Source organism: Oceanobacillus jordanicus (genome assembly GCF_022095695.1).
Lineage (GTDB): Bacteria > Bacillota > Bacilli > Bacillales > Amphibacillaceae > Oceanobacillus_B > Oceanobacillus_B jordanicus.
Map to the genome: position 1 here is coordinate 1 of NZ_JAIFZM010000028.1, position 7743 is coordinate 7743.

Below are 7743 nucleotides of genomic sequence, written 5' to 3' on the forward strand. Positions count from 1 at the left end.
GCAGAAACTTAATAATAAGTCGTGATTCTTTTCACAATTCATTATGAAATTTTTTACAGCATCTTGTATTTTACTGATGTGTCTAGGTAAGGTAAACTAAGAGAGATGAGGTGACACGTATGATACTTATGCAGGTTAATGGCATTTCAAAAGCTTTTGGAGCGGATGAAATACTATCAAATATAAAATTAGAAGTAAAAGAGAACGACAGAATCGCGCTAGTAGGTAGAAATGGTGCTGGTAAATCCACGCTTTTAAAGATCATGGCCGGAGAATTAACATATGATAGCGGGGAACTTTTCAAACCAAAGGATTTGACCATTGGTTATCTTTCACAGCATACTGCTCTCGACTCCAACCTAACTATATGGGATGAGATGCTAGGTGTGTTTTCTGAACTAGTAAGCAAGGAAGAAGAAATTCGCAAGCTTGAAAACCAAATGGCGGATACAGCAAGTTTATCTGAAACCGCTTATCAAAAATTACTACATGATTATGATCAATTACAGCAGGTATATCAACAAAGTGGTGGATATACCTATGAAGCGGATATTAAAGCAGTTCTTACAGGGCTACATTTTCAAGATTATGATTATAGCACACCGATTACAGAGCTGAGTGGTGGCCAAAAAACTCGCCTTGCTTTAGGTAAGCTATTGCTCACCAAACCACAACTCCTTATTCTAGATGAGCCGACAAACCATCTAGATATTGATACCCTTGGTTGGCTTGAAAACTATTTAGTCAGCTACCCAGGAGCAGTTGTAATTGTCTCCCATGATAGATACTTCTTGGACAAAACAGTATCGATTGTTTACGAAATCTCTCGACACAAGACAAAGAAGTACCATGGAAGCTATAGTAAATTCCTTGATCAAAAGGCCTTGGATTATGAGAAGGATTTAAAGGAATTTGAGAAACAACAGTCTGAAATTAAAAAGCTTGAAGACTTCGTGCAGCGAAATATTGTACGAGCTTCTACCACGAAACGAGCACAAAGCAGAAGAAAGCAACTGGAGAAAATAGAAAGATTGAACAGGCCTCAAGGCGATGAGTCCTCCGCTTCGTTTTCTTTCCAAATTAACCGACGCAGTGGGAATGATGTATTAAAAATAGATCAGCTTGCTTTTGGTTATGGTGATGCACCCGAAAACATCTTTGAAGACGTTAAACTTCATGTGAATAGAGGCGAAAGAATTGCCTTGGTAGGACCAAACGGGGTCGGTAAAACGACGTTACTAAAGGCCATCATGGGAAAACTCATCCCTAACAGTGGCAACATTCAAATTGGAACAAATGTGCAAATTGGTTATTATGATCAGGAACAGGCCAATCTTACTTCTTCCAAGACTGTACTATTAGAGTTGTGGGATGAATATCCGACCGAAAATGAAAAGGATATCCGCACGATTCTTGGAAATTTCCTATTTTCTGGGGATGATGTATTGAAGCCTGTAAGTGCTCTTAGTGGTGGAGAAAAGGCACGCCTTGCCCTGGCTAAGCTAATGATGCAGAAAGCTAATTTGCTCATCCTAGATGAACCGACAAACCATCTTGATATAGACAGTAAAGAGGTACTTGAGGCAGCTCTTCTCGATTTTCCAGGCACCATTGTTTTTGTATCGCATGACCGTTATTTTATAAATAAAATTACGGATCAGGTAGCCGAAATGCAACGGGATGGCATCACCATATATTTGGGCGATTATGACTATTATATCGAGAAGAAAGAAGAAGAAGCCGAGCTCAAAAGACTACAGCAAACAGAAGAAGTAGTTCAAAAAGCCGACCAGCGTAAACGTGACTTCAAAATGGAGAAACAGCTTCAAAGTCAGCGGCGAAAGAAAGAACGCCGTATTCAAGAATTAGAAACGATTATTGAGCAATATGAATTGGAGATTGAAAAGCTAGAAGAAAAAATGACAGAGCCTGAAGTATATCAAGACCATGAGAAGGCACTCGCTCTAACAGAAGAAACAAGCAATCTCAAACAAAAAGTAGAAGGATTTATGGAAGAATGGACAGCCTTACAAGAAGAAGCGTAATAGTTAAACATAACAAAACCCGCATGCAATCATGCGGGTTTTGTTTTATTTGAAAAGATAATCATTTTGTATGGAATGCTCTACAGCCACTCTGTACACAAGCCCTAATCCGATCATTGTGGATAACACAGAACTACCACCATAACTTATCAACAGGAGCGGGATCCCAGTGATAGGCATTATCCCCAAATTCATTCCAACATTTTGGAAGACGTGGACAAGTAGAATGCTCATAAATCCAAAACAAACATATGAACCAAAAGGAGAATGTTTAAACATACTTAACCCAAGCGTAACTAGTTTATATAGCAACATAAAGTAAAGAAAAATGACCAATGCACTACCAATAAACCCAAAGCTTTCCCCTATGACTGAAAAGATGAAATCCGTTTGAGCCTCTGGTGTGGCAACCTGCAAACTACCAATTCCTTTACCAAATAACTGTCCAGAACCAAGTGCCATATGAGCCCGGTCAAAGTTGAAGGTCGCATCCGCTGATTGCTGATCTGGATTAAACCACGTCATAATTCGGTCAATCTGATATGCATTACTACTTCCGACTATTTCTTTTGCTATGTCCGGGAATCTTACGATAAATCCAAGCACAACCCCGATTAAAGAAGATATCCCCAAAATAAGAGAACCGATAATTTTCCAGCTAATACCTGATAAAATAATCAACATGCCACAGACAAATAAATATACCATTGCAGTTCCAAAGTCAGGTTGCAGCATAATCAGCATAACTGGAAGTGCTGTTAAACCAAGAATTTTAAACAACAATAAGAAATCACTTTTGAGATTGCTCGCAGCGTACTTTTCTTTGTGCTTACTAATCACTGCGGCTGTGTATAACACAGTTGTCATTTTAGCAAATTCCCCTGGTTGTAAGGATAAACCAGGCAGGGTAAACCAACTTTTTGCTCCATTTACGGGTTTCGCAATACTTTCAGGACTAACAAGGAGGATCGCAAGTACTAAAAGGCCAGTTAGGTATATGAAAATACTTGCCTTATACAATTGATCCAGATCAAAATACTGTATTGCTGCAATAATACAAATACCAATCGTGAACCAGACTATCTGTTTCAATACAAAGTTTTCATCGTATTGCTCCAATTGCTGTGCATTGTATACTGCAAGCAGACTCACCGAGACAAATAAGATAAACAATGTAATAAGGTCATTCTGTATATAAAAGGATTGTTTTTTGGACATCTTCCACTCACCAAATTTCCATTTTGCTTAATCAAACGATTGATTTAAATCTTTTTAACATATCCACAGGTTCTATTTCCTCATAAGTGCGAAAACAAAGGTTGTCAACAAAGTTATACACATTATCCACAAACAAGTTATAAGTTATCCACTATTTTTATCCCCAGACAACACCTTTGCAAACCGTTTTCTTCGTAAGTTACCCACAGTCTTGTGTATAACTGTGGATACTTTTTATTCTAAAATAAGAGATGGGTTAGCATTTAAATCCCAAGAAGCCCTTTTCCCTTGTTCATAAGCGATCGTGCCTGCTGCCGCAATCATGGCTGCATTATCGGTACAAAGCTTTAAAGGAGGAATGAGGAGCGGGACTTCCGTATCCGCAAAGGCATCTTTCAACGCGTTACGTAAACCACTATTCGCTGCCACACCACCTGCAACGATTACTTGTTTTACTTTATATTCTTTTGCAGCACGCAATGTCTTGGAAACAAGTACGTCTACTACACTTGATTGAAAGCTAGCAGCAATATCTTGACTCTTTAATTCCTCTCCACGCTGGCTTGCATTGTGAATCGTGTTAATCACTGATGACTTCAAGCCACTGAAACTAAAGTCATAGCTACCTTCTTCAAGCCAAGCTCGAGGGAAATTAATGTTTGCTTCCCCTTCTGCTGCGAGTCGATCTATTTGTGGTCCGCCAGGGTACGGTAAACTTAACATTCTAGCAACCTTATCATAAGCTTCTCCTGCCGCATCGTCCCTCGTTTCACCGATGACTTCATAGCTACCATGTTCTTTCATCAGTACTAGCTCCGTGTGGCCCCCTGACACGATAAGAGCTAATAGCGGAAATTGGAATTCCGTCTCCAGACGATTTGCATAAATATGGCCAGCAATATGGTGAACACCGACGAGTGGCTTTTGTTTTGCAAAAGCTAAAGCCTTTGCCGTGTTTACTCCAATCAGTAAGGCACCAACAAGGCCCGGACCTTCTGTCACGGCAATTGCATCTATTTCATCCCATGTGAGCTCCGCTTTTGCAAAGGCCTCTTCAAGCACCAGTGTCATTTGTTCTACATGGTGTCTTGAAGCGATTTCTGGAACCACCCCGCCAAAGCGTTTATGGCTTTCAATTTGTGATGCTACCACATTGGAGACAATCGTCGTTCCATTTTTCACGATAGCAACTGCTGTTTCATCACAGCTGGTTTCTATTCCTAATATAATCGTATCATTTTTCATAATATATTCACCCACATAACGATGGCATCTTCCTGATTGTCTGTATAATAATTTTTTCTTATTCCACCAGGTACCAACCCAAATTTGCGATATAATTTTTGTGCGGGAATATTCGATTCACGTACTTCAAGCGAAAGACGTGTCGCCCCTATTAGTTTAATTTGTAAAAGCATATATTGAAATAGCTTTTCCCCAAGTTTGTTACCTCTTAATTCTGGCATAATCGCAATATTCGTTACTTGAGCATCCTCTAAGACAACCCAAGTACCCACATACCCGACAATCCTTCCATTCCATTCTATCACATAATAATAAGCATATTGATTATCAACAATTTCTTGGTAAAAGATATCCGTAGTCCATGGCGTGGTAAAAGATACTCTTTCAACTTCCATGACTTGATCGACGTCAGCTATCTCCATTTTTCGAATCGTTATCTCACTCATTATTCTGCTGTTCCTTCTGTTGCTTTAACCACTTTGCCTCCGCTTCAGCAAGACGAAGGTAATTTGGAGTCAGTGCATGAGTAGGCTCTGCCTGTTTCCTTGTTCCAGCTAGTACTAAATGGCTGGCGTCTGCTACATGGAAGGCTAACTCTGGTATCACAGCCTGCTTCCCAAGCTGTGTGTTGATTGCATCCATGTAAATATCGATATCCGGACTTAAAAATAATACGGGTTTATCTTCTTGAGCAAGATTTTCAAGCAAATCCGCCATTAAGAGATTTTCTTCCTTATATACGACTTCAGGCTGTCCATTTTTCCATTCATAGACTGCTGAATAGACTAACCCACGGCGCGCATCAAAGAAGGGACAGATATAACCATTAAAGAATCTGCCTTGATATGCCAAGACTTCCAAGCTAGAAACACCTATTACTGGAATTTCTAATGCCCAAGCCATAGATTTCGCTGTTGCGAGTCCAATGCGTACACCAGTATACGAACCAGGCCCCTTAGCCACAACGATTTGATCAAGCTCATCAGGCGTTATGGAGACATCCCTCATAAGCTGATCTATAGCAGGCATTAAGCGCACGGAATGATTCTTGGCTATATTCGTTTTCATTTCTCCAATAGGTTTATTATCCTTTACGATCGCGATCCCCAACACTTGATTAGAAGTATCAATTGCAAGTATATTCATTCACGTTACTCCTCATGTTTTCAGTACTCGAAGGTTCTTTAGATGCTAATTACAGATCTCGTAATATCCCTTCGAAGTGCGTACCATATGCTTTAAATTGTATCGTTCTACTTTCCTCACCTGCGTATTGAATTTCAATTTCCAATCTCTCTTCAGGTAAGAATTCATTGATAAATTGCGCCCATTCTACCACACAGATCCCATCACCGTTAAAATATTCATCAAACCCAATATCTTCTTCCGAGTTTTCCAGTCGATATACGTCCATATGATATAGGGGAAGTTCACCCTGATATTCTTTGATAATGGTGAATGTTGGGCTACTTACATGCCGCTTAACACCAAGCCCATTTGCTAGGCCTTTCGTAAACGTCGTTTTTCCAGCACCTAATTCGCCTTCTAATGTAACCACATCTCCTGGTTTTAATAGGACGGCTAATTGTGCTGCAACCTGTCTTGTTTCTAGTTCTGTATGAACCTTTACTTGGTGTGTTTCCATTGATTCACCTACTTTAGATGTGTATAACCGTTTTTATCTAAACGCGTTTTTCTATTATCTATTATTACGTAAACAGAAGGCTCTTTTTCCGCTTCTGATACAAAACCTATTTTAGTTAACTGGGTACCTGTATCATTCGCTATTCTTGCAAGAGCATCCCAGTTTTCTTCAGCTACTGTTCCTAAAAGCTCAAAGTCTTCCCCACCAAAGTACTTCCATTCTTGCTGAAAGGATGGAGGAAACTGTTGGAAGTCGTCGCTTACAGGAATGTTCTCATCATATAACGTAATCGTAACATCGGAGGATTCGGCAATTTCATTTGCCTCATTTCCTATTCCGTCACTTACATCATTTAACGTGATCCGGTCAATGCCTGCTAGAGAAACAGCAAAAGTGGATCGGGGAGATGGCATTTGGTGCCTTTTTACAAAGTAAGATGAATTGATATAAGAACTGGTTTTATCCGTTAAAATATGCAATCCAGCTCGTGCATCTCCTAGAGTTCCTGTTACAAAAACATGGTCTCCTGGTTGAGCTGTGTGACGAAATCGAGCCATGCCCTTCTCTACTAAGCCAATAACTGTAATAGAGATAGACAGCTCTGAACCAGATACTGTATCCCCACCAATAAGGTCCATATGATCATATCTTGCTAATTCTTTCATTCCGGAAAAGATTTCTTCTACTTCTTTTAAAGTCCATGTTTTAGGAATTACTACAGAAACAAGATAAAATGCTGGCATTGCTCCCATTGCAGCTAAATCACTAATGTTTGCAGCAAGGGCTCTATAACCTGTTTGAAATGGAGACATAGTCTCTCTACTGAAGTGTATTCCTTCTACAAAAGTATCGACTGCCGTTACGATATCCTTTTCACTTCTAAATACAGCAGCATCGTCGCCAATTCCTTTTACTAAGGATGGTTGTTTATAACTATTCTGTTTAATTGAATTTATAAAAGAGAATTCATCCAATTTTTATCACCATTTCCCAACTAATATACAATCTTAATGATAGCAAAAAAAGAGGGAATTGAAAAAGAATAGTGGGTATTTTTATTAGAGTCTCTATCTAGCGTTAACAATATAAGTATTTAATATTAAAACATTAAAAAACACATGATGCTCTTAATGAGTTCATGTGTACGAAGTTTTATAAGTATGGCGGTCCGGACGGGACTCGAACCCGCGACCTCCTGCGTGACAGGCAGGCATTCTAACCAACTGAACTACCGGACCAAAATGTTTATATTTGTTTCACTTTAAAATAAATTTGGTTGCGGGGGCAGGATTTGAACCTACGACCTTTGGGTTATGAGCCCAACGAGCTACCAGACTGCTCCACCCCGCGATGTGAGTAAAATATTCAATTTTAATGGTTATCTCTATTGAATAGTAGAAATATATCTTAAGGCCTGGCGACGTCCTACTCTTGCAGGGGCAAAGCCCCAACTACCATCGGCGCTGGAGAACTTAACTTCTGTGTTCGGCATGAGAACAGGTGTGACCTCTCCGCTATTGCTACCAGACCTTCTTAAAAACAAGGACAAGATATATTATACGCATTTTTTATAGAAAATGCAAGGGAATT

At 39.6% G+C, this 7743-nt stretch carries 7 protein-coding genes, 2 tRNA genes and 1 rRNA gene; 1 reads left to right on the forward strand and 9 read right to left on the reverse strand.

Annotated elements, in window-relative coordinates; translation table 11 throughout:
* Window positions 1-119: 119 nt before the first annotated feature.
* Window positions 120-2045 carry a ribosomal protection-like ABC-F family protein gene (gene abc-f, locus K3T81_RS19240; RefSeq protein ID WP_238022190.1) on the forward strand — a complete coding sequence of 642 codons (1926 nt, stop codon included), beginning with the start codon at window positions 120-122 and terminating at the stop codon, window positions 2043-2045.
* Window positions 2046-2090: 45 nt separating this feature from the next.
* Here abc-f and K3T81_RS19245 read toward each other — a convergent pair whose 3' ends face one another.
* The 9 genes from K3T81_RS19245 to rrf all read right to left on the reverse strand — a co-directional run bounded on the left by K3T81_RS19245 (window position 2091) and on the right by rrf (window position 7681).
* The gene (locus tag K3T81_RS19245; RefSeq protein ID WP_238022191.1) at window positions 2091-3263 is read right to left on the reverse strand and encodes an FtsW/RodA/SpoVE family cell cycle protein; all 1173 of its coding nucleotides are present in this window, start codon (window positions 3261-3263) and stop codon (window positions 2091-2093) included.
* Window positions 3264-3497: 234 nt separating this feature from the next.
* Window positions 3498-4508 (reverse strand): tRNA (adenosine(37)-N6)-threonylcarbamoyltransferase complex transferase subunit TsaD, encoded by a 1011-nt coding sequence (gene tsaD, locus K3T81_RS19250; RefSeq protein WP_238022192.1) that lies wholly within the window; start codon window positions 4506-4508, stop codon window positions 3498-3500.
* A complete protein-coding gene (gene rimI, locus K3T81_RS19255; protein WP_234368485.1) occupies window positions 4505-4957 on the reverse strand; it encodes a ribosomal protein S18-alanine N-acetyltransferase in 453 nt (150 codons plus the stop codon). The genes tsaD and rimI overlap by 4 nt, the downstream gene beginning before the upstream one ends.
* Window positions 4947-5654, reverse strand: a complete 708-nt coding sequence (tsaB, locus tag K3T81_RS19260; RefSeq protein WP_238022193.1) for a tRNA (adenosine(37)-N6)-threonylcarbamoyltransferase complex dimerization subunit type 1 TsaB — start codon at window positions 5652-5654, stop codon at window positions 4947-4949. Before tsaB ends, rimI begins: the two co-directional genes overlap by 11 nt.
* A 49-nt stretch (window positions 5655-5703) precedes the next feature.
* Window positions 5704-6153 (reverse strand): tRNA (adenosine(37)-N6)-threonylcarbamoyltransferase complex ATPase subunit type 1 TsaE, encoded by a 450-nt coding sequence (gene tsaE / locus K3T81_RS19265; RefSeq protein WP_238022194.1) that lies wholly within the window; start codon window positions 6151-6153, stop codon window positions 5704-5706.
* A gap of 8 nt (window positions 6154-6161) precedes the next feature.
* Window positions 6162-7127: a thiamine-phosphate kinase gene (gene thiL, locus K3T81_RS19270; protein WP_238022195.1), complete on the reverse strand. Its 966-nt coding sequence runs from the start codon at window positions 7125-7127 to the stop codon at window positions 6162-6164.
* Between the two features lie 187 nt (window positions 7128-7314).
* Window positions 7315-7391 (reverse strand) — tRNA-Asp (locus tag K3T81_RS19275).
* Between the two features lie 35 nt (window positions 7392-7426).
* Window positions 7427-7503, reverse strand: a tRNA-Met gene (locus K3T81_RS19280).
* Between the two features lie 62 nt (window positions 7504-7565).
* A 5S ribosomal RNA gene (gene rrf, locus K3T81_RS19285) occupies window positions 7566-7681 on the reverse strand.
* Window positions 7682-7743: the final 62 nt, after the last annotated feature.

Coding starts and splice junctions, on each gene's coding strand:
- tsaE (WP_238022194.1), bottom strand. CDS start 6,153: ATGGAAACACACCAAGTAAAGGTTCATACAGAACTAGAAACAAGACAG.
- abc-f (WP_238022190.1), top strand. CDS start 120: ATGATACTTATGCAGGTTAATGGCATTTCAAAAGCTTTTGGAGCGGAT.
- tsaB (WP_238022193.1), bottom strand. CDS start 5,654: ATGAATATACTTGCAATTGATACTTCTAATCAAGTGTTGGGGATCGCG.
- K3T81_RS19245 (WP_238022191.1), bottom strand. CDS start 3,263: ATGTCCAAAAAACAATCCTTTTATATACAGAATGACCTTATTACATTG.
- tsaD (WP_238022192.1), bottom strand. CDS start 4,508: ATGAAAAATGATACGATTATATTAGGAATAGAAACCAGCTGTGATGAA.